We start from the raw sequence: 19,574 nt of genomic DNA on the forward strand, positions 1-19,574 counted from the left end.
AAACAAATTGATTTTATAAAACATAAAAAGGTTTTTAAAAACAAAAAAAGGGGCGGAACATACTGCCCGCCTCCTTTCTTAAATATGCTAAAAATGAATGTTCTTGTTTATTTAAGATGCTTAAATTCTTCTGCAGAAATTTCTCCTGACTGAATTTTTCTCAGCTCATCGATATACTGACTCATGTATGCGTCAATTTCAGGATTTACTGTGTTTTTAGCCATCTTATAGGTGCCATTTAATACTCCTTGATAATAATAGAAGAAGTTATAATCGAAATTTGAAGCATTAAGATCATACTGTCCTAAAAGAAATCCTAAACGAACTGCTGATCTTCTCTGTGCAGGGGTTCCGTGGTGACCAGGACTGTTTGTCTGATAATCTCCAATGCTTTGTGCAAACTCGTAAGCAGCGGCAATTTCAGAGAAATTGGTTTTGTTGTAGCCATTTGGTCTTCTCAAATAGTACCCTGCGAAACCGTCAGCTTCAAGCTCATTAGGTCTTGCTGTATTTTCATTAACAGAAGGAAGTCCAAAGATATATTGCAGCTGATGTCCATACTCATGAGCAAGGATCATTGCATTGACAATATCGCCTCCTTTTGCTTTTGCATCATAATAGATGGCATACCCATAATAGATTTTCCCTGTAGAATAGGAAATCGCATTATACGTTGAATTGAAATTGGATGGATCATTCACAAATCTCAACGTAGGATTGCTTCTTCCCCATAAGCTTGCAATTTTAGTCATCTGTGAATTCATAAAATTGGTATCTGTGGAGTTTTGAAGTCCTGTCACTAAAACTGAATTGGAGCTCCAGTTGTTATCTACATAGTAACAGATTTTTTCCAAATCTCCCGGTTGATCAATTTTTGCACTAAGTGCTTCTGGCTGAGGTTGAACACTGTTGTCCATTTGGTCATCACTACATGCTGCTAATGATGTAACAGCGATGGCGCCTGCTAATAAGCAGAGATTAAAGTTTCTTTTCATATATATAAATTCAATTTGGTAAAACGAATGTATGAAATTATCTCTTAAGTGTGAGTACTTTATTGTAAAAAATTATTCAAAGCATAGTGAATAGGATTTATATTAAAAAAACATTGCTTTGATTGTAAGCTATTTAGAAATTTATATGTATATTTGCACCTCGAAATAACTAAAAATTTATAAACAATGTTTGCAATTGTAGAAATAGCAGGGCTTCAATACAAAGTTGAGCAAGACCAGAAGTTGTTTGTAAACCGTTTAAAAGGAGATAAAGGAGGAAAAGTTTCTTTCGATAAAGTTCTTCTTACTGTAAACGGAGCAATCACTGTAGGCGCCCCAGCTGTAAACGGAATCACTGTAGAAGCAGAGATCCTTGACCACGTAAAAGCTGATAAAGTAATCATCTTCAAAAAGAAAAGAAGAAAAGGTTACAAAGTGAAAAACGGTCACAGACAATCTTTAACTCAAATCGTAATCACTGGTATTACAGGTTTTGAAGCAGGAGCTAAGAAAGCTGCTAAAAAAGAAACTGTGAAAGGTGAAGTTCTTTCAGACAACGCAACTGTTAACTTTAGTGAAGATCACGAGCTGAACTATCACTTAAAGAAAAACAACTTGTCTCAGTCTAAAGAGAACAGAGAAACTTTAATTACTTTAGGTAAAGCAGTTAAAGTTGAATTAGAAAAGAATATTCTTACTCATGAAGAAGTAGATGCTGCTATCATTAAGAATATCGATCAATTTAAAGCACTTAATAAATAATCCAGTAATAAAATGGCACACAAGAAAGGAGTCGGTAGTTCCAAGAACGGTAGAGAGTCTCACTCTAAAAGATTAGGTGTGAAGATTTTCGGAGGACAAGCAGCTATTGCCGGAAATATTATTGTTAGACAAAGAGGTACTCAGCACCACCCAGGTGATAACGTGGGAATCGGTAAAGATCACACTTTGTTTGCATTAGTAGATGGTAAAGTAGTTTTCAGAAAGAAAGCAAACAACAGATCTTTCGTATCTGTAGAACCAAACGCATAATTAATTAAGCGTTTTATAAAAATTAAAGCCTCAGTATTTATTTACTGAGGCTTTTTTGTTTATTCAATTGCACCAAAACATTTTCATAGATATTCATTTCTTTGTGAAATATTTTTATATTTGTTAACTGTCCAATTATGAATCAGTTGCGTAGGCCGAAAAGCATATAGAGTAGGCGGCAAATTAAAACAAAATATCTATGAAAAATCTAAGAAAATTAACCAAGAAGCATTTAAAAAGTATGACAGGGGGAGTAGCAGCAACCTGCCCATCCATGTTTCAATCTTGTGATGAATGGTGCAGATGGTCTCCGTGGCAAAAATCAAACTGTATGCTTTCTCAGCCATGTACAGAATGTCTTGATTGAGATTTGATATAATGCGCCGATTTTTTACAATATCGGTGAAAGCTGAATCTTTATATAAGGTTCGGCTTTTTTATTAAAAGTTAAAAAAGTTTAAAGTTATCCTGTAATAGTGAAATATTTATATATTTGTTTGTGATCATGAAAGATCATTACGATAGCCGAAAAGTAAATAGAGTAGGCAGCAAATTACAACTAATTTATCATGAAAAATTTAAAGAAATTAACGAAGAAAAACCTTAAAGAAATCAATGGAGGAGCAGCTTTAGGATTATGCCCGCCAAAACCAATCAGATCATGTGATATCTGGTGTGGTATGACACCGGAACAAAAGATGCGTTGCCTTCTTGATGTAGAAGAGCCTTGTGAGTGCTTTTAATCATCATCTCTGATTTTTTATAAAGCTGAAAATAAAAGATCGGCGGCTTCAAAGAAGCCGCCGATCTTGTTTTATAATATTTATGGTTTAAAATCCTACCTGGAATCCTGCTTTAACACCGAATTTTGAAATATCCGGTCTGTCGAGATAGTTTCCTCTCCAGTTGAAATCAACTCTGAAAATTCTTAGGTTTCCGACTCCGATATTTTCAATCCCGAAACCATACTCATAATAAATGTGCTCGCTTGGTGCAGAGTATTTAAAACCTTCTACATTGATTGCTTTGGAGGCATCGCTTAATGTTCCGTAAGCAGCTCTGATAAAACCAACTTCTCTTAACTTCAGTTTTTTAATCAAAGGAATATAAGAAAGTATTTTACCATTAAAATGATGTTCCAAATGAAGGGTGGTATAAGCATCAGCTACAAATTCATAATAGTTTAGCTGGGAAAATGTATTAGGTGCCAGCCCATAGGAAAGGTTGGCCGGAATGATATTCTGCAATGCCAAAGGAACGGTATTGAAGTTTTTCCCGGCTTCAAAATTAACAATCAATTTTCCCATGCTTCCAATCAAAAATGGTTTATAAAGCAGGAATTGCAGCTTGTCATAATTGAAATCCGCATTGAAAAGTCCTTCTATACCTCTGGTATATCTTAAAACAATTGTAGGAGCCAGATTCCTCGCCTGATATCGGTCAATACCGGTTTGTGAAAATTTTGCTCCGGGTTTTGCTATTAAACTGATGGTTACGTGAGAATCATTAGTTGTTTGTCGCAGCTGCCCATCCTTAAAATACATAAGGTTGAACTTTTCAGGAATAGCCGATTTAACGCTCTGCATCACTCCGTCTACTCTTATCTGGAAATTCTTCCAGGGTTCAATGGCGGCGAAAACATTGGTCTGGTTTACAGAACTTAAAGAAATATTTTCTCCTCTCGCAAAGAAAGTACTGGAAGATAAAGAACGGGAGGCAACTCCATCTCCGGCAGTAAGCTGTCCGCCAAGCTGAACAATGTCTCTGCTGGTTCCTGCCCCAATCATGAAGCGGTTGAGTCTATTGAACATATATCTTGCTTCCACTCCGTATTTGAACTGTTGATCTTTGAAGCCATATGCAGTATAAAACTGAACTCTCCACGGATCATTCAATCCAAAATAAGATCTTGCTCCTAGCCTTATCCTATCTCCTTCTACTTCATTTCTTCCATAAATTGAAAAAATAGGACCGATATCTATCCCTTTAAAGGCATTGTAATAACGGGAACCAAGGGTTTCAACCAGTTTTACCATCCGATTGAATTTTGGGGTCTGCTGAAGCTGATCAAGCATGTTGTAAACACCCTGTTCTGCTTTAGATAAAGTATCAGGTCTGGCTTTGGTCCAATAGGCGTCGTCTTTATTCGTAAACTTGTCCTCATATTCTTCCTCCGTGCGTTTGAAGACTTTTGGATCAAGAGGTTTGTTGAATTCATAATCGGAGTAATCTACCGATCTTTTGGCTATAATACTTTTGGATCCTTTCTTTTTTGAAAAAGGGCTCATTTCAAATTCTGTAACCAACTTTTTAGGAAGAAATGTTGATTCATCCGGATTATCATACTCTACCTGTGTATACACACTGTTGATGAAGTTCACTCCAATTTTCTGGGTTGATTTTAAAGTCGCTCCCAATACAGCATAGGTATCCGTGTCAATGTACAGATTTCCCTGGAATGCAAGAACATCTTTTCTTTTAGGTTGATATCTTATTTGAAAAGCTTTCTCACCGCGGATGGTAATAGTATCCGTCAGGTTGTAATCATATGTTCCAAATCCGTCACTCCCTACCGGGCTCTGGAATCCGATATCAAAATAATTCAGCGTATTATCATAGATATTGATGTCACGATATAGGTTTTTGGCGGAAACGGTAATTACCTGATTGTCCTGAAATCCTGAAGTCTTTTGGGCTACCAGTGTTCTTTTACTGTTCTTGTCAGGTCTGTTCTTACCATAATTTTCATAGACGGCTTCATTCAGGAAGATAGGAAGACCAAGCCTTCCGCTCGCTGTAGAATCTGCATAATTGAAAATGAAATCCAGTTTATTGAAAATCTTTTTCTTCATGAATGCACTGTCCAGATTGTTAAGGTCAAACTGGGTTTTTTCGTATTCTTTGTACGAATAGGTATCAAACTTTTCTAACCCGTTATTTCTTTTTTGTGCCCATACTTTCTGCATGATGGCATAAGCAGGATTTTCTTTTTTGTTCTTGTATTTGGTTTTTCCACCTTGTAATACTACTTCCTGGATGTCACTTACTTTAGCCTGGGAAAGCTGTACGAAAACATTTTCAGCATTTTCTGGAGTGATATCAAGCGTTTCTGAAGTATAATTTTTTCTGGAAAATTTTAATTTATGGATGATGCTGTCTGATTGTACAGTGAAACTTCCTGATGTTGTCGTCAGGGAAGGCATTTTATTATCGTTGATAAAAATATCAACTTTAGTGAGCTCTTTGTTGTTTTTTTCGTCAACCACCTTACCGCTGGCTTTGTTTTGTGCGGATACCGAACTGGCGAGGATTAGGAAAAAAAATAAAAGATAGTGTTTTTGGGAGTTATTGTTTAACATCATTCGTTTCTTCAGGCAATTAGCATAAACAAAAAGCATGCAGTTTATTTAAAAAATAAGGTAAAAAAATAAAATATTTTTATTCTACTATATAAAACGACAAATGTAGCAAAAATTATATATGTTTTTGGTAAAATTAATGGGGAAATTTTAATGCTTATAAGGATAAGAATCAATGAATTAATGACAATTAATACATCCTGCTATGTATGAGTTATCCGGATGTTCTTTCTAAGGAGTTGATGAATAAAAAAAGACCTACATTTCTGTAAGTCTTTCTGCTCCTCCTCTTGGGCTCGAACCAAGGACCCTCTGATTAACAGTCAGATGCTCTAACCAACTGAGCTAAGGAGGAATGTTCTTTGTTTTAAGTGGTGCAAATATAATAGGAATATCCGTACCAAGCAAGTTTTTATTCTCGAATATTCAGTGAAAAAAGCTATCTTTTTATTTTTCAATAAATTAAATTTTAAATATTTTTTTGTGAAAGGCAGGAGTGCCTCAATTTGCCATTCATGACTTCATAAATTCCAGCCTATAGGCCTTGGGGCTTTTTCCATGCTGAGTTTTAAAAAATTTATTAAGATGGCTCTCATCCGTGAATCCCAGTTCATCCGCAATTTCTGAAATTCGGTTGCTGCTGTGCTTTAAACGATGCTCTATTAAAGTCATTTTATAATTATTCAGATAAGACTGCAGTGTTTCACCACTATGCTTCTTAAAATATTTTCCTAAGTAATTTTCAGAAAAGCCAAACATTTTACAAATATTTTCAGTTCGTATTTTTTCAGGTTCATAAATATTAGCCTGAATGTAATTGAGAATATTAATAATTCTTGACTCAGAAGTTTCGTCTATTTTCTGAGGGAGATACTTCGCAATATTACGGGCAACAATAACAATAAGCGTATTAATGAGTTGTGCAGTTAGATCGCTGTGATACACATCCTTATTTACAGCCTCTCTTATAAGAGCTTCTACAATAGGACGGACAAGCGTTTTGTCTGTCTGATTTTTTAAAATGCATCCAGGTTTATGATTGGCATTTTCAAGAATAAACTCCAGCCGTTTGATATTCTCTTTTGAAATCTTATCATTTTTTAAATAAATATTGCTGAACCTCAGGAAAAAAAACCGTGTTTTAGTATCAATCCAGAACTGGCTGCAATCCTGTGGAGTCAGGAGAAACATATGATTATCCGAATACGAAAAACTGTGCTTATTAATGCAGTGCTGTCCTGTTCCTGATAAAATGAAGACAAGTTCAAAAAAATTCTTCCTGCTTTCCTTATCCGGGAATGTTTCTAATGTTTCAAAATGAATGCTGTAAGGTTCATATAATACATCTCTGTTCATGAGTGTTATTTTATCTACTTGGCAAAATTATACAAAAATAAAGAAATTTTATACCGGTAATTTGCTAATTATCAGTATAATTTTGCCTTATCTAATATTGATTGTTTCTACTGAAATAAAAAAACGATTCCATACAGGATCAAACTTCAGTATTAAGAATTAAATTATAATAATTCCACATACAAATGAAAACCAATACATTATTTTTTATGTCTTCAATGGCATCTCTATTTTTCTTCAATGTAGCTTCGGCTCAGCAGAAAATACTCCAAACTGATTTTAATAAAGGAACCTGGGAGCAGGTTGGGAAAGGATTGGAGCGTAAATGGGTATCTGGCTCGGAAAGCACGTTTGCCTTCTGGAAAATGGATAAAGGCGCACACGTATCTCCCCATAATCATCCGAATGAGCAGGTAACCTATATTAATAAAGGAAGTGTAAAAGTACTTATGAATGATAAGGAATATATTGTAAAAGCTGGTGGCGTGCTGGTAATCCCGGCTGGTGTTACCCATGAATTTTTCTGTCTTGAAGAGGGAACTGAAGATTTGGATTTCTTTACTCCCGTGCGTAAAGACTGGATAGATGGGTCGGCTTCTTATCTTTCAGAGCAAGGGAAAAGCCTTGAAATTGTTGCGCAGTTTAATGACGTACGACCGGGAAATGTAGCGGTAAGCCATACTGGTAGAGTATTTGCGACAATGCATCCTTTATCCGGTCCCAAACAGCAGTTGGTTGAAATTGTCAATGGTAAAGCAAAATCTTTTCCTTCGGCTGATTTGCAGAAAAATGGCCAACCGGCTGACAACAACAAATTTGATACACCGCTTGGGGTTATTATAGATAAGGAAAATCGCCTTTGGATGATTGATATGGGCTTGGAGTTAGGAAAGACGCGTCTGTGGTGTTTTGACCTGAAAAAGAATACAATAGCAGAAAAAATAGAACTGCCCAATGATATTGCTCCTAAAGGCAGTTTTGTACAGGATGTTGCCATTGATGAAAAGAATGGATGGGCTTACCTTGCAGATATAGCCAATCCTGGGATTATCGCTTTGAATCTAAAAACGAAAAAAGCCAGAAGATTTAGTGGCCATCCAGCTTTACAGACGGAAGAGGTAGATATGATCATTGATGGGAAAGTTATTGATTTTGGAGGTAAACCATCCCGTGTAGGAATTAATCCTATTACGCTGTCAGATGACAGGGAAACACTGTTCTTTGGTTCTATGAACGGAACATCATGGTACGAAGTTCCTGCCAGGCTTTTTAGGGAAAATAAAGATGATGGTATGATTGGGAATGCTATTAAGAGATTTGGAGAAAAACCCGTGAGTGACGGTGTTGCCACAGATAAACAGGGTAATCATTATATAACAAACCTTGGAGGTCATGGGATCAGTAAGCTGGATAAGAATGGAAAACTGACGGAGTTTATTAAAGATCCAAAACTACAATGGCCTGATAATATTGCCGTTTCCGATGATGGTTACCTGTATATTTCGGTCAACCAGCTTCATACGACAACCGCGTTTTCAGGACAGCCGGATGCCGGAAAGCCTCCTTATTTTATCTATAAGGTTAAATTATAAGTCTTTTAACATCATAATCACATAAAAACATTTACTATAATGAATAAGGAATTTAAGTCGGTGGCGGTGCTGAAATCTAAACCGGAGAAAAGAGAAGAACTAAAAAATGCGTTACAACAACTGATAGATCCTACCCGCAATGAAGCCGGCTGTATCTATTATATTCTTTTTGAAGATAAAAAATCTCCGGGAACTTTCTACATGTGGGAGGCATTTAAAGATGATAAAGCTTTTGAATTTCATATCCAAACCGAACATTTTAAAAACTTCGCAGATAGAATGGATGAATTGATGAGCGATCCCATACAGGTAATTGAGCTGGAAAGAATTTCACAAGAATAAATGGGTGTTTACAAAAGAAGTCTATGCTTAATAAAGTGCATACTTTTAAAATGAAACAAAAAAGACTTACAGAAATGTAAGTCTTTTTATTTTTATGGTTTTGAAATTTTATTTCTTCAAATCTTTAAGTATTTCCTGAACAGCTCGTTCCAATTGAGGGTCGTTGTTCTGAAGGCGGTCCATAAAGGTATTCTTGACATAGATATCCGGTTTTACCCCTGTCTTTTCCAGATTCTGTCCGTCCAAAGTATAAGTTCCCCATGAAGGAAGTCTGTAAGAAGAACCGTCCACCAGGCCTTTTGCTGAAGTGAAAATAATCCATCGGTACGTGTCCTGACCAATAATTTTACCCAGTTTCAAAGCTTTGAAACCAGCGGCAGTCATTTCTGCATCACTTAAAGAAGCTTCATTGATCAATAGGACAATAGGCTTTCCGGAAGGAGCAAAGTTCGGCTGTGTTGTTATTTTTCCTTCACGGTATTTCCATTGTAAATAAGGTTTTTGAGAAAGGAAATTCAATACTTTATCATGAACATTTCCACCTGTATTATAACGTAAGTCAAGAATAACAGCATCTTTTCTGTTTTCCTGCTCTACCATATCCAGCAGGAAGTGGTCAAGTTCATCAGTAGACATGTTTTTCATGCAAGAATATGCAATACGGTTGTTGCTCAGCTTGTCAACACGCTGGTGATTGTTGAATATCCAGTCGTCGTAAAGCAATCCTTTCAATTCTACATTGGAAATGGGGTGTACCTTGGTGGTTACCTCTTTCCCATCACGGCTGAAAGTAAGAAGGAGTTCATCCTGCTTCTTTGGAGTGGCGAAATAAGATTCACGGTTTTCATTAGGATCAACCTTTTTCCCATTTACAGCAGTCAGCTGATCACCAGGTTTAATATCAACACCAGAGCGGTAAGCTGGGGATTTTTTCACAATACTTTCTACAATATAAGGCTGATCTTTTTTAAATATGACCCCTGTTTCGTTGGTAAAATAGTTCAGGTACCTTGTTTCTTCTTTTCCGGTTGATGAAAATCCGGTATGGGAAGAATTAAGTTCACCCAAAAGATCATTTAATAAAATTCGCAGGTCATTTCTGTTGTGTACATAAGGAACATATTTAGCATATTGCTCCTTTTTAGCTTTCCAGTCTATACCATGGAATTTTTCATCGTAGAAATTCTCTTCCACACCCGTCCAGGCTTCAGCATACATTTGAGTGAATTCAGAAGCCAAATCTTTATCAAAAGTATATTGAATATTTATTTTCTCAGGCTTTAAGGCGGCCAGAGTTGTTTTATAGACGTTACCCTCTATCAGAGCGAATAGGTTTTTCTCATTTTTAGTGATATAATAGGCTGCTTTATCAAATACTTTTTCGGATTTGGCAGGTTCAAAATCTGTGAAAACCTTCTTGAACAGCTGTCTTTTTCCATTATCCTGATTAGAATTGAATAATAGAATCTCCTTCTTGTCTTCCATGAAAACGGCAGGATCATCCTGATATCCATATCGGTCGGTAACCAGTTCGATTCTTTCCAGAGTATCTTCAGGATTAACTTTCAGTTCTTTGATTACAGGTTCTTTTTCCTTCTCTTCCTTTTTGTCTTTATCCTTGTCCTCCTCTTTTTTATCTTTCTTATCCTTGCTGTCTTTGTCTTTATCTGCAGATTTTGTTTCCTTTTTCTCTTCAGTGAAAAGATTGTCGAATTTTTCAGATTTAAAAGGTTCATCAAACCAGTCTAATGCCATGCGGTAGATATTAGACTTTTGCATGCCTAAAGGATATGACGGGTTGGTTCTGTCGCTGGCAAAATAAATGTATTTTCCGTTTGGTGACCAAACAGGATCTTCTTCTGAAACTCCCGTATTGGTAAGGTTTAATGTCTGTCCTTTTTTGATGTTATAGATAAAAATATCCAGTTCAAAGTTTCTTTTGGCAGAAAATAAAACATATTCATTGTTAGGCGAAAATGAAGGTCTTGAGTTTTGGAATGCCCAGATTTCATCCTTTACAATAGTTGTAGAGTTGAAGGTTTTCAAATCCAAAAGTCTTACTTCATCACGGCCACTTAAGTAAACTGCTTTTGAAAGATCACTATTAAGAGTGATGCTTCGGTTATTGCGTAAATCCTGAGTTAATTGTTTGGGCTGCCCTTTTCCGTCTGCAGAAATGGTAAACCAGTTTTGATATCCATTGTACGTCTGGCTGTAAAGCAGTGTTCGGTTGTCTTTCAGCCATTTTACTTCCATGGCACGCTCTTTTCCATCAGAAACCTGTTGTGCGAATTTCCCTTCAATATCCGAGACAAATACAATACCCCGGCTTATAAAAGTCATTTTTTTACCATCTGGGGAAACATCATAATAGGAAATATTATTTTCTACATTGAAGTTTTGTTCTTTTTCCAGTGTTTTGTTGGTATTCAGGCTGATATTAAGAGATTTTGTACTTTTGGAGGCTATATCGTAAGTATAAAGCTGATAGTCCTTTTCAAAGATTACTTTGGATCCATCTGCCGAAACAAAAGGCTTTTTAATAGAAGTTTCAAATTGAGTTAAAGCCGTTTTCTTACCATTTTCGATTTTATAAAGATTATATTCACCATTATTCTCGTCTGAAATAAAGTAAATAATCCCATTTTTATCGACACTTGGGTTGAAATCTTTCCCTTCATAGTTGGTGTACTGTTTGAAAGAATTGCTCTTGGGGTTATATCCTAGAATGTCAGGATTGTTTTCTCCTTTATAGCGCTTGCGCTGTACCTGATGAGCACTTTCTGAAGAACTTGTAAAAAGATATTCTCCAGCCGGAGTTTCTACAAGGCCATTGGTATTATTAAAGTAATTGTTAAAAAGCTTTTGAGGTGTTTTTCCTTCAATCGTTGTTTTAAAACTGCCAAAATTATTATTTCTGCTGGAAGTAAAATAAATCGTTTTGCTATCCCATCCCCAGTTTTCCATTTCATCTCTTCCGGTATGGAAGGTCAGCTGCTTGATCGTTCCCCCTTCGGCAGGCATTACATAGACATCATAATTTCCGTATTGATTGGAACTGAATGCAAGCCATTTTCCATCCGGGGAAAGACGGGGATTGATTTCCTCGCCATCCAGAGCGGTAATTCTTGAAGCATTTCCTCCATTAGAATCTGCTTTCCAAATATCACCGTCATAAGCGAAATAAGCTGTTTTCCCGTCTGGGCTCAAAGATGGACTGGATAAAAAATAAGACTTTTCCTGTGCCGAAATCCCGATAATAGAAAATGCCGTTAATAGCGAAATAATAGTTTTCTTCATGGTATAACTGAATTATTTATACAATACTATAATTGATTTTATGGTTTTTTGGGTTGTAGAGTATTATAAAACGTAATTATACTGCGAATATTTCTCAATACAATACGCTTAAAAAAGAATAGTCGGATTATTGGGCAAATCGTTACACATATCCATACTAATGATGGGTTTGATTGTATATCCGATGCTAAAATAAAGAAGGTTGTAGGTGGAAAGGATGATAATTTCGTGAATAAGATAAATGCTTCATAAAAAACCTAATATGAGGGGCAAAGATCTATTTGTATAGGATTGATTAGATTATTAAAGTAAAAAAGACTTACATTTCTGTAAGTCTTTTTGCTCCTCCTCTTGGGCTCGAACCAAGGACCCTCTGATTAACAGTCAGATGCTCTAACCAACTGAGCTAAGGAGGAATGTCCTTTGTTTTTAGTGGTGCAAATATAGGACGAATATTTATACCCTACAAATATTTTTAAGAAAAATTTTTAAAAATTATAATTTCCCTGTAAATACCTTGAAAATATCACTTCCGAAGATCAGTAACATCAATCCTAAAAGGAAAATAACTCCAATCATCTGCGCGTTTTCCAAAACCTTCTGAGGTACTGGTTTTCCTACAATAATTTCATATAATGTAAACAAAACGTGTCCACCATCAAGTCCCGGAATAGGAATAAGATTCAGGAATGCCAACCATATAGAAAACATCGCTGTAAAGCTCCAGAAAGCAACCCAGTTGATCTTAAAGCTTCCGTCAGCATCTTTATCCACAGGCATATTTTTTACAATGGCAATAGGACCTCCTACATTTTTATACCCCTGAACTTTAGAGTTGAACATGATTTTGAATTGCTTCACCTGCGTAGTTAACGCTTCAATCGTTCTTGTAAACCCTCTTGGAATAGCTTCTCCAAAAGAATATTTTTTATTGGTTACAATAGCTTTTGCAATGCTTTTTGTTTCAATAGCGATTCCTAATTTTCCGTTTTTATCAACAGAAACTGCTGGTAAGGTCTGCAAAGCTCCGTTTCTTTCAACGTCTACAGAAACTGTTTTTCCTTTATTTTCACTTAAAAGAGTACTTACTTCATCGAAGAATGCTGCTTTCTTACCGTTGATTCCTACAATTTTATCCCCTTTTGCCAATCCTGAAGACTGAGAAGAAGGAGTTGCTAATGAATCAATCACCATAGAAACTCTTGGAGTGATGTAAAGTTTTGCTTCTCTCTGTTTAAGAACATCTGCAACACCATCAGCATTCACTGGGAAAGTAACTTCCTGGCCATTTCTCATTACCGTAACATGATCTCCTAAAAGAATATTGATAGAAGTATTTTCAAGTCTTTCTGCCGGTTTTCCGTCTACGCTGATGATTTTGTCACCATTCTGGAAGCCCATTTTCTTTCCTGCTGAAGTGGCCTCAATACCATTGTTGAATTTCGAGATATCTGTATATGTTTCTCCGTTGAAGAAAGATAGACAACTGTAGATCAGCCATGCAAGGAAAAAGTTTACGGTTACCCCACCCAGCATAATGATTAATCTCTGCCAAGCCGGTTTAGATCTGAATTCCCATGATTCTGCCGGTTTTTTCATTTGGGCAGTATCCATACTTTCATCCACCATTCCTGCAATTTTCACATATCCTCCGAAAGGAAGCCATCCTATACCATACTTGGTTTGTTCAGGATGCTTTCTCCAGTCGTTGTCCGGAAGTTTTGATATATCGATAGGAACTTCTTCCTTCTTTCCGTTTACCTCTATTACTTCAGAATCAGGCAGGTTCTTTGATAAAAACTTATACTGCCATTTTCCGTTGATTTTCTTCATGGAGAATATGGAGAAGTAAGGATCAAAAAACAGGAAAAATTTCTCTGCTCTGGTCTTGAACCATATTGCGGGTAAAAAATGCCCAAGCTCATGAAGAAGCACAAGTATAGAGATGCTCAGAATGAACTGAAAAAGTTTGATTGCTATTTCCATTAATAAATTTTAGATTTTAATTTGCAAAGGTAACAATTATCAAAACTATGCCAAATAAAAAAGCTCCTCGAAACGAGAAGCTTTGTCATATTTAGAGACGTTTTGATTATAAATTGAAAGAAACCCCAAGGCTGCCGTTATTACCTACCTCTGCAAACACCCCAATTTTCTCTGTGAAGAAATAGCGGGCTCCGATGTGAGCGCCAATTCCGAAGTCTTTTCCAAGAACTCCAAGATCCACTCCAGGGTAAATATCCCATTTTGAAGGCAGATTCAGTGCTTCCTGTAAATGAAAATTTAGCCTTCCAAAAACAAACACACGATTGTCTTTATCATTGTTTTTATAATTGCTAAAATAACCATTAATTCCAGCTCCTACTGAAATAAGTTTGTTGAGTCCATAGTCATACGTTCCCGTTACTCCGGTTCCATATCCCCAGGCGCTCAGCCCCAGTTGTACTTTCTGATCTCCTTTTCCTGTCCACGCCTGAGCATTGGCCATTGCTCCAAAAAAGAAAATCATCACCATAAAAAACAATTTCTTCATAAATTTTTAATTTTTAAGGATATTAATAAAAAAATAATTCTATCAAAAATGAAACCGAAAGAGAATCTGTATTATAAAAATGGAAGACTTTAGTAAATTATTAAGAAATACAGCGTAGTATTTGGGGGAAAGACTCTATTTTTCTGCTGTTTAATTCTCCTGAAAGTTTTCTTTTGTAATGATAAAAGCTGTAATTTTATCAATCAGATTTGAAATAATTTTAAAAAATAAAAGATGAAAGTTGCAGGGCTAAATTTAGATATCATCTGGAAAAATAAAGCTGAAAATTTTAAACGCATAGAAAACGAACTTCAGAATGTGGAAGCTGATTTGTTTCTTCTTCCCGAAATGTTTTCAACAGGTTTCTGTATGGATGCTTCCGAAGTGTCGGACAGAAGTGAGGAATCGTTGGAGTTTCTAAAGAAAATATCAAAAGAAAAAAATGCAGCATTCTGTGGAAGTGCTCCGGTAGAACAAAACGGAAACTTTTACAACAGAATGTATTTTATAAAACCCGGTGGCGAAACGGTCTTTTATGATAAAAGACATTTGTTTTCCTTTTCAGGAGAAGATAAAGTCTACACTCCCGGAAAAGACAGAGTTATTGTTGAGTACCAAGGAATACGATTTCTGCTTCAGGTCTGTTATGATCTCCGGTTTCCGGTTTTTGCCAGAAATAATGATGATTATGATGCTGTTTTGTATGTGGCCAACTGGCCTGAGAAAAGGGTAGGAGCATGGGAACATTTGTTAAAAGCCCGAGCTATTGAAAACCTGTCTTTTGTGTTTGGCTTAAACAGGATTGGAACTGATGGGAATAACCTTTTTTATCAGGAAAGTTCTCACTGTTTCTTTGCCGATGGAAAAGAAATTTCCGAAAAGAAAGGTAATCTTGTATCTTCAGAACTCAATATGGCAGAATTGAAGGATTTTAGAACACACTTTCAGTTTTTGAATGACAGAGATCATTTTTCAATTGAATTATAAATAAAAAACAGGCTGATATTCAATGAATTTCAGCCTGTTTTTTTTCTTTTTGCTATGCATATTGCTGCAGAAGGTTCGTTAACGTATTCACATCATGAACACCACTTTCCTTCCATAATAGTTCTCCTTTTTTGAAAATAGCCAGCGTAGGTACTCCGCGAACTCCGTATTGAGCGGCTAATGCGGGATACTGGTCTACGTCTACCTTGATGATTCTGGCTTCTTCACCGATATTTTCCTTTACTGTATTTAATACCGAAGACTGTACTTTACAAGGCTGACACCATGTTGCGAAAAAGTCGATCAATACAGGTCTCTCGGAATCAATGATTTCCTGAAATTTTTGTGACATATTTTGGGTTTATTAGTTTATTTTTTTGATGTTTCGTCCTGAATAGCCTTTACATTTTTCCAGCTTGTACCATCATATGCTTCCACTCCATTTTTCTTCAAAATTTCCATAGCCTGATCTGCCTGGATTCCTTTGTTGCAGAAAACCACAACTTTTTTACCCTTAAGACTTTCTATATTGTTCTGAATCTCTGCCAATGGAATATTAATGGCGTTTTTTGCCGTTCCGGCAGCATATTGTTCCGGAATTCTGACATCCACCAAGGTTACATCAGAACTGTTGACAACTTCTGTGATGCTGACTTTGGGCGTCTCTGTAATATGAGATGTTTTACAGGCACTTAGCGTAAAAGCTAATGCTAAAACAAGTCCAAAAAACCGAATCTTCATGACTTTACGACGTTTTGGATTGACATACAAAATCCGAAGTGGGAAATTTTTCCGTTTTTTTGATTCCGTTAAAACCTCCTTCGATTTCAGTAAAGTTTCTGATTCCGTGTGAGTTAAGGATGCTTGCTGCGATCATGCTTCTGTATCCTCCGGCACAGTGCAGGAAGAAGTGTTCAGAATCATCCATCGTGCGGGCCCAGTCACTGATAGAGTCCAATGGTTTGTTGTAGGCATTGTCAATATGTTCTGCAGAATATTCAGTCAGTTTTCTGACATCAACTACTGTGGCATCTACTGTAAATTGTTCAGCAAATTCAGCAGGGGTGATTCTTTTGATCTCATCCGTTTCTTTACCTGCATTTTTCCAGGCTTCAAAGCTTCCTTTCAGATAACCTACTACATTGTCAAAACCTACTCTGCTTAATCTGGTAATTACTTCCTCCTCAGTTCCCTCGTCTGTTACCAGTAATAAAGGATGCTTTACATCCACAATAAGGTTTCCTACCCATGGGGCAAAGTCACCTTTCAATCCTATATTGATAGAGTTGGGAACAAATCCTTTATGGAAGTCCGCAGCTCCTCTTGTATCTAAAATTAATGCTCCTGTTTCTTCAGCCAATGCTTCAAAGTCTTCCGGTGCAACAGGTTGTAGACCTTTGTCCATAACAACATCCAGGCTTTCATATCCGCCTTTGTTTAGCGCTACATTCATTCCGAAATATTTCGGCGGAGCTGTTAAACCATCAAGTACTTCTCTGATGAAAGATTCTTTATCCGGTTGATTAAGTGCGTAATTCGTCTTCTTTTGATTACCTAAAATATCCACCGTTTCCTTCTGCATATTCTTTCCGCATGCAGAACCAGCTCCGTGAGCAGGATACACTGTGATGCTGTCAGCTAATGGCATGATTTTGTTCTGAAGGCTGTCGTACAGAATTCCTGCAAGATCCTCCTGAGTAAGATTAGTTGCTTTTTGTGCAAGATCCGGTCTTCCGACATCACCTAAAAACAGGGTGTCACCGGTAAAAATTGCCGTTTCAACACCATTTTCGTCTATTAAAAGGTAAGTGCTGCTTTCCATTGTGTGTCCCGGAGTGTGAAGTACCTTTATTTTTACTTTTCCAATCTCAAAAATCTGATTGTCTTCCGCAATAATGGCATCAAATTCCGGAGCAGCAGTAGGTCCGTATACAATCGGAGCACCTGTTTTCTTGCTTAAATCCAAATGTCCCGATACGAAATCAGCGTGGAAGTGAGTTTCAAAAATATATTTTAAAGTGACATTATCTTTTTCCAGACGATCCAGGTAAGGTTTTACCTCTCTTAAAGGATCTATAATGACTGCTTCATTTTCTGATACAATATAATAGGCACCCTGAGCCAGACAGCCCGTATATATTTGTTCAATTTTCATTGGGGTCTTTTTTTTAATGAGTTAAAGATACAAAGTATTAGATAAATTCTAAATGAAATGTTAAATTCCAGTGATAGTTTCTTTCAATATTTTGTTAAACGAATGTTTAATACTTTTTGTTTTTAAGCAAAAAGAATGCCTTACATAAGGATAATTTAAAAATGCTGTTTTTTATCATGTCTCTTTATACGAATGAGCTTATTATCTAGGAATTTAATGGTCATGGTTTAGAATTTGCTTATGCAGGGTTGAATTTATTTTTCTGAAGAATAGAGAAAAGTTCATTATAAAATATTTAAAAATATCTTCTAAAAAATTTTATATTTATAAGTTAAAAACAATCAGATGGCAGACAAAGCACAATTTATTGAAGAATTAAATGCTAGATATACTCCAAAAGGAGAACATATTATATTAGGAAAAGGAATGTTGGATGGAGATGTCGTTACGGAAGTAAACGTAACAATTCCCCTGAAAACGATTAACCGCCACGGCCTTATTGCCGGAGCTACAGGAACAGGTAAGACGAAAACATTGCAGGTATTTGCAGAACAGCTTTCCCATGCGGGAATTCCCTCATTGGTTCTTGATATTAAAGGCGATTTCTCAGGGATTGCTGAAGCAGGACAGATGAATCCCATCATTGAAGAAAGATATGCTAAAACAAAGCTTCCTTATAATCCACAAGGATTTCCGGTTGAATTGATGAGTATTTCCGGAGGAGAAGGCGTGAAATTAAGAGCCACTGTTACAGAATTTGGACCTGTTTTACTAAGCAAAATCCTTGAACTTAATGATACTCAGCAAAGCATCATGTCTATTGTCTTCAAATATTGTGATGATAAAGGACTTCCATTGATCGATCTTAATGACCTGAAGAAGGTATTGCAGTATGTAACAGATAATGCACAGGGAAAAGCTGAGCTTGCTGCCAATTACGGATCTATTGCTTCTGCTTCTTTGGGAACTATTTTAAGGTCTATTGTTGCATTAGAACAGCAGGGCGCTGCAGGTTTCTTTGGTGAATTAAGCTTTGATGTTCAGGATTTACTGGAAACAAGAGACGGTAAGGGAGTTGTCAATATTTTAAGAGTATCAGACATTCAGAATAAGCCACAGCTTTTCTCTACATTCATGCTTTCGCTTTTTGCTGAAATTTATATGACATTTCCGGAAGAAGGAGACAGTGGAAGACCAAAATTGGTATTATTCATCGATGAAGCTCACCTGATTTTTGATGAAGCATCAAAAGCCCTTCTTTCGCAGATTGAAACCATGGTAAAACTGATCCGTTCGAAAGGAGTAGGGATCTATTTTATTACCCAGATTCCTGGTGATGTACCTGAGAATGTACTTTCTCAGTTAGGTTTGAAGATACAGCATGCCTTGAGAGGGTTTACGGCAAAAGATAAAAAAGAGATTAACAAAGCGGTAGAAAACTATCCTACAACAGAATATTACAATGCTTCCAGTCTGATCCAGAATTTAGGAATTGGAGAAGCATTTATAACAGCTTTGGATGAAAAAGGGATACCGACACCATTAGTACATACTTACCTGATCTCTCCGGAATCAAGAATGGATGTTTTGAGTGGGGCGGAAATCTCAGAACTGACCTCTAAATCAGCACTCGTTGCAAAGTATGAAGAGGCAATAGACAGAGAATCTGCTTATGAAATGCTAACCAATAGGATGGAACAGGCTGCACAAAACCCATCTCCGACACAAAAAACAAGACCGGTAAAAGAAGAGCCGGGAATGTTTGAACAGGTATTGCAAAGTAAAGCGGGCCGTACTTTCACCAGCACATTAATGAGAGAAGGAGCAAAAGCAATTCTCGGTATGTTTGGTTTGGGAGGCAGAAGAAGATAATTTTGAAGCATAACCTGCTATATTTTGACATATTTTTTGTTATTTTAGCAG

17 protein-coding genes and 2 tRNA genes are annotated in these 19,574 nt (G+C 36.5%); 8 read left to right on the plus strand and 11 right to left on the minus strand.

Going from position 1 to position 19,574, the window contains the following annotated elements; all coding sequences use genetic code 11:
* Positions 1-107: 107 nt before the first annotated feature.
* Complete coding sequence (locus AC07UM_RS21760) at positions 108-995, minus strand: neutral zinc metallopeptidase (RefSeq protein ID WP_494684962.1); 888 nt, start codon at positions 993-995, stop codon at positions 108-110.
* A 186-nt stretch (positions 996-1,181) separates the two neighbouring features.
* Here AC07UM_RS21760 and rplU point away from each other — a divergent pair, with 186 nt between their 5' ends.
* The 4 genes from rplU to AC07UM_RS21780 all read left to right on the plus strand — a co-directional run bounded on the left by rplU (position 1,182) and on the right by AC07UM_RS21780 (position 2,770).
* The gene (rplU, locus tag AC07UM_RS21765) at positions 1,182-1,757 is read left to right on the plus strand and encodes a 50S ribosomal protein L21 (protein WP_103231343.1); all 576 of its coding nucleotides are present in this window, start codon (positions 1,182-1,184) and stop codon (positions 1,755-1,757) included.
* Positions 1,758-1,769: 12 nt separating this feature from the next.
* Positions 1,770-2,027: a 50S ribosomal protein L27 gene (gene rpmA / locus AC07UM_RS21770; RefSeq protein ID WP_027372929.1), complete on the plus strand. Its 258-nt coding sequence runs from the start codon at positions 1,770-1,772 to the stop codon at positions 2,025-2,027.
* Between the two features lie 199 nt (positions 2,028-2,226).
* Positions 2,227-2,394: a hypothetical protein gene (locus AC07UM_RS21775; RefSeq protein WP_494684961.1), complete on the plus strand. Its 168-nt coding sequence runs from the start codon at positions 2,227-2,229 to the stop codon at positions 2,392-2,394.
* Between the two features lie 202 nt (positions 2,395-2,596).
* Complete coding sequence (locus tag AC07UM_RS21780; protein WP_165790559.1) at positions 2,597-2,770, plus strand: bacteriocin-like protein; 174 nt, start codon at positions 2,597-2,599, stop codon at positions 2,768-2,770.
* Positions 2,771-2,857: 87 nt separating this feature from the next.
* Here AC07UM_RS21780 and AC07UM_RS21785 read toward each other — a convergent pair whose 3' ends face one another.
* The 3 genes from AC07UM_RS21785 to AC07UM_RS21795 form a co-directional block, all read right to left on the minus strand.
* Positions 2,858-5,389: a DUF5686 family protein gene (locus tag AC07UM_RS21785; RefSeq protein WP_494684960.1), complete on the minus strand. Its 2,532-nt coding sequence runs from the start codon at positions 5,387-5,389 to the stop codon at positions 2,858-2,860.
* A 278-nt stretch (positions 5,390-5,667) separates the two neighbouring features.
* A tRNA-Asn gene (locus AC07UM_RS21790) sits at positions 5,668-5,741 on the minus strand.
* A 158-nt stretch (positions 5,742-5,899) separates the two neighbouring features.
* The gene (locus tag AC07UM_RS21795; protein ID WP_236852515.1) at positions 5,900-6,742 is read right to left on the minus strand and encodes an AraC family transcriptional regulator; all 843 of its coding nucleotides are present in this window, start codon (positions 6,740-6,742) and stop codon (positions 5,900-5,902) included.
* Between the two features lie 185 nt (positions 6,743-6,927).
* On the opposite strand from AC07UM_RS21795, the gene AC07UM_RS21800 reads away from it, so the two are divergent.
* Entirely contained in the window at positions 6,928-8,334 is a 1,407-nt protein-coding gene (locus AC07UM_RS21800) for an L-dopachrome tautomerase-related protein (protein ID WP_494684959.1), read from the plus strand.
* 39 nt (positions 8,335-8,373) lie between these two features.
* Positions 8,374-8,676 (plus strand): putative quinol monooxygenase, encoded by a 303-nt coding sequence (locus AC07UM_RS21805; RefSeq protein WP_494684958.1) that lies wholly within the window; start codon positions 8,374-8,376, stop codon positions 8,674-8,676.
* 108 nt (positions 8,677-8,784) lie between these two features.
* On the opposite strand, the gene AC07UM_RS21810 is transcribed toward AC07UM_RS21805, so the two are convergent.
* The 4 genes from AC07UM_RS21810 to AC07UM_RS21825 all read right to left on the minus strand — a co-directional run bounded on the left by AC07UM_RS21810 (position 8,785) and on the right by AC07UM_RS21825 (position 14,509).
* A complete protein-coding gene (locus AC07UM_RS21810; RefSeq protein ID WP_494684957.1) occupies positions 8,785-11,976 on the minus strand; it encodes a S41 family peptidase in 3,192 nt (1,063 codons plus the stop codon).
* 342 nt (positions 11,977-12,318) lie between these two features.
* Positions 12,319-12,392 (minus strand) — tRNA-Asn (locus AC07UM_RS21815).
* A 79-nt stretch (positions 12,393-12,471) separates the two neighbouring features.
* Complete coding sequence (rseP, locus tag AC07UM_RS21820; RefSeq protein ID WP_494684956.1) at positions 12,472-13,962, minus strand: RIP metalloprotease RseP; 1,491 nt, start codon at positions 13,960-13,962, stop codon at positions 12,472-12,474.
* 106 nt (positions 13,963-14,068) lie between these two features.
* On the minus strand, positions 14,069-14,509 hold the full coding sequence (locus AC07UM_RS21825) for a DUF6646 family protein (protein WP_109739107.1): 441 nt from the start codon (positions 14,507-14,509) through the stop codon (positions 14,069-14,071).
* Positions 14,510-14,743: 234 nt separating this feature from the next.
* On the opposite strand from AC07UM_RS21825, the gene AC07UM_RS21830 reads away from it, so the two are divergent.
* A complete protein-coding gene (locus AC07UM_RS21830) occupies positions 14,744-15,496 on the plus strand; it encodes a nitrilase-related carbon-nitrogen hydrolase (RefSeq protein WP_494684955.1) in 753 nt (250 codons plus the stop codon).
* A 52-nt stretch (positions 15,497-15,548) separates the two neighbouring features.
* Here the strand turns inward: AC07UM_RS21830 and AC07UM_RS21835 are convergent, their stop codons facing one another.
* Genes AC07UM_RS21835 through AC07UM_RS21845 form a run of 3 tightly spaced genes read right to left on the minus strand, consistent with a single transcriptional unit; the run spans position 15,549 to position 17,651 of the window.
* Entirely contained in the window at positions 15,549-15,848 is a 300-nt protein-coding gene (locus AC07UM_RS21835; protein WP_236852526.1) for a thioredoxin family protein, read from the minus strand.
* A gap of 17 nt (positions 15,849-15,865) precedes the next feature.
* Positions 15,866-16,237 (minus strand): rhodanese-like domain-containing protein, encoded by a 372-nt coding sequence (locus AC07UM_RS21840; RefSeq protein WP_494684954.1) that lies wholly within the window; start codon positions 16,235-16,237, stop codon positions 15,866-15,868.
* A gap of 4 nt (positions 16,238-16,241) precedes the next feature.
* Entirely contained in the window at positions 16,242-17,651 is a 1,410-nt protein-coding gene (locus AC07UM_RS21845) for an MBL fold metallo-hydrolase (RefSeq protein ID WP_494684953.1), read from the minus strand.
* Positions 17,652-17,996: 345 nt separating this feature from the next.
* On the opposite strand from AC07UM_RS21845, the gene AC07UM_RS21850 reads away from it, so the two are divergent.
* Positions 17,997-19,523, plus strand: coding sequence for a helicase HerA-like domain-containing protein (locus AC07UM_RS21850; RefSeq protein ID WP_494684952.1), 1,527 nt, complete (start codon positions 17,997-17,999; stop codon positions 19,521-19,523).
* Positions 19,524-19,574: the final 51 nt, after the last annotated feature.

This window comes from Chryseobacterium sp. GW821-FHT04C04 (assembly GCF_059420365.1).

Coding starts and splice junctions, on each gene's coding strand:
- AC07UM_RS21795 (WP_236852515.1), bottom strand. CDS start 6,742: ATGAACAGAGATGTATTATATGAACCTTACAGCATTCATTTTGAAACA.
- AC07UM_RS21780 (WP_165790559.1), top strand. CDS start 2,597: ATGAAAAATTTAAAGAAATTAACGAAGAAAAACCTTAAAGAAATCAAT.
- rseP (WP_494684956.1), bottom strand. CDS start 13,962: ATGGAAATAGCAATCAAACTTTTTCAGTTCATTCTGAGCATCTCTATA.
- AC07UM_RS21840 (WP_494684954.1), bottom strand. CDS start 16,237: ATGAAGATTCGGTTTTTTGGACTTGTTTTAGCATTAGCTTTTACGCTA.
- AC07UM_RS21835 (WP_236852526.1), bottom strand. CDS start 15,848: ATGTCACAAAAATTTCAGGAAATCATTGATTCCGAGAGACCTGTATTG.
- AC07UM_RS21800 (WP_494684959.1), top strand. CDS start 6,928: ATGAAAACCAATACATTATTTTTTATGTCTTCAATGGCATCTCTATTT.
- AC07UM_RS21845 (WP_494684953.1), bottom strand. CDS start 17,651: ATGAAAATTGAACAAATATATACGGGCTGTCTGGCTCAGGGTGCCTAT.
- AC07UM_RS21825 (WP_109739107.1), bottom strand. CDS start 14,509: ATGAAGAAATTGTTTTTTATGGTGATGATTTTCTTTTTTGGAGCAATG.
- AC07UM_RS21785 (WP_494684960.1), bottom strand. CDS start 5,389: ATGATGTTAAACAATAACTCCCAAAAACACTATCTTTTATTTTTTTTC.
- rpmA (WP_027372929.1), top strand. CDS start 1,770: ATGGCACACAAGAAAGGAGTCGGTAGTTCCAAGAACGGTAGAGAGTCT.
- rplU (WP_103231343.1), top strand. CDS start 1,182: ATGTTTGCAATTGTAGAAATAGCAGGGCTTCAATACAAAGTTGAGCAA.
- AC07UM_RS21830 (WP_494684955.1), top strand. CDS start 14,744: ATGAAAGTTGCAGGGCTAAATTTAGATATCATCTGGAAAAATAAAGCT.
- AC07UM_RS21775 (WP_494684961.1), top strand. CDS start 2,227: ATGAAAAATCTAAGAAAATTAACCAAGAAGCATTTAAAAAGTATGACA.
- AC07UM_RS21760 (WP_494684962.1), bottom strand. CDS start 995: ATGAAAAGAAACTTTAATCTCTGCTTATTAGCAGGCGCCATCGCTGTT.
- AC07UM_RS21805 (WP_494684958.1), top strand. CDS start 8,374: ATGAATAAGGAATTTAAGTCGGTGGCGGTGCTGAAATCTAAACCGGAG.
- AC07UM_RS21850 (WP_494684952.1), top strand. CDS start 17,997: ATGGCAGACAAAGCACAATTTATTGAAGAATTAAATGCTAGATATACT.
- AC07UM_RS21810 (WP_494684957.1), bottom strand. CDS start 11,976: ATGAAGAAAACTATTATTTCGCTATTAACGGCATTTTCTATTATCGGG.